Annotated in this window: 1 rRNA gene (running past one end of the window); it reads left to right on the top strand. The window is 54.9% G+C overall.

Annotation, left to right across the window (positions count from 1 at the left end):
• Nucleotides 1-45: 45 nt before the first annotated feature.
• Nucleotides 46-1,502 (top strand): 23S ribosomal RNA (locus KVY23_RS24575); it runs 1,805 nt beyond the window's last position.

The following is a 1,502-nucleotide window of genomic DNA, read 5'->3' as shown; positions in this document are numbered from 1 at the left end:
TGTGTGTGTTGTTTGAGAATTGCACAGTGGACGCGAGCATCTTTTTTGTAAGTAGTTTAGAGCGTACGGTGGATGCCTTGGCACCAGGAGCCGATGAAGGACGTAGGAGGCTGCGATAAGCCTCGGGGAGCTGTCAACCGAGCTGTGATCCGAGGGTGTCCGAATGGGGAAACCCAGCACGAGTGATGTCGTGTTACCTGCACCTGAATATATAGGGTGTGTGGAGGGAACGTGGGGAAGTGAAACATCTCAGTACCCACAGGAAGAGAAAACAATTGTGATTCCGTGAGTAGTGGCGAGCGAAAGCGGAGGAGGCCAAACTTTGTGCGTGTGATACCCGGCAGGGGTTGCGTATGGAGGGTTGTGGGGTTCATGCATGTCGATTCTGCCGGATCGGCCGACAGTAAAAAATTGTGGTGTTAGTCGAAGTGGTCTGGAACGGCCTGTCGTAGAGGGTGAGAGTCCCGTAGACGAAAACATTGCAACTGTTGTGTGTGGGTGCCCAAGTAGCAGCGGGCCCGTGAAATCTGCTGTGAATCTGTCGGGACCACCCGATAAGCCTGAATACTCCCTGGTGACCGATAGCGGACTAGTACCGTGAGGGAAAGGTGAAAAGTACCCCGGGAGGGGAGTGAAATAGTACCTGAAACCGTGCGCTTACAATCCGTCAGAGCTGGTGCGCAGTTTACTGTGGCTGGTGATGGCGTGCCTTTTGAAGAATGAGCCTGCGAGTTAGTGGCATGTCGCGAGGTTAACCCGTGTGGGGTAGCCGTAGCGAAAGCGAGTCCGAATAGGGCGTATCACCGTTTGGGTGTGTAGTGGCGTGTTCTAGACCCGAAGCGGAGTGATCTACCCATGGCCAGGTTGAAGCGACGGTAAGACGTCGTGGAGGACCGAACCCACTTAGGTTGAAAACTGAGGGGATGAGTTGTGGGTAGGGGTGAAAGGCCAATCAAACTCCGTGATAGCTGGTTCTCCCCGAAATGCATTTAGGTGCAGCGTCACGTGTTTCTCGTCGGAGGTAGAGCTACTGGATGGTCTAGGGGGCTTACCGGCTTACCGAAATCAGCCAAACTCCGAATGCCGATGAGTGAGAGCGTGGCAGTGAGACTGCGGGCGATAAGGTTCGTGGTCGAGAGGGAAACAGCCCAGATCGCCAGCTAAGGTCCCTAAGCGTGTACTAAGTGGAAAAGGATGTGGGGTCGCGAAGACAACCAGGAGGTTGGCTTAGAAGCAGCCACCCTTGAAAGAGTGCGTAATAGCTCACTGGTCAAGTGATCCTGCGCCGACAATGTAGCGGGGCTCAAGTACACCACCGAAGCTGCGGCATTCATACGATAGCCCGCTGTGTTCCTACGGGGATGCAGCCAGGTGTGTGGATGGGTAGGGGAGCGTCGTGCAGCCGTGGAAGCATCGGAGTGATCCAGGTGTGGAGGCTGTGCGAGTGAGAATGCAGGCATGAGTAGCGAAAGACGAGTGAGAAACTCGTCCGCCGAATGACC

The sequence above is a fragment of the Rhodococcus sp. I2R genome (genome assembly GCF_020889545.1).
In the GTDB taxonomy this organism is placed as follows: domain Bacteria; phylum Actinomycetota; class Actinomycetes; order Mycobacteriales; family Mycobacteriaceae; genus Rhodococcoides.
Note: the sequence above shows the minus strand (reverse complement) of the source record. Positions and strands in the feature narration are given on the sequence as shown.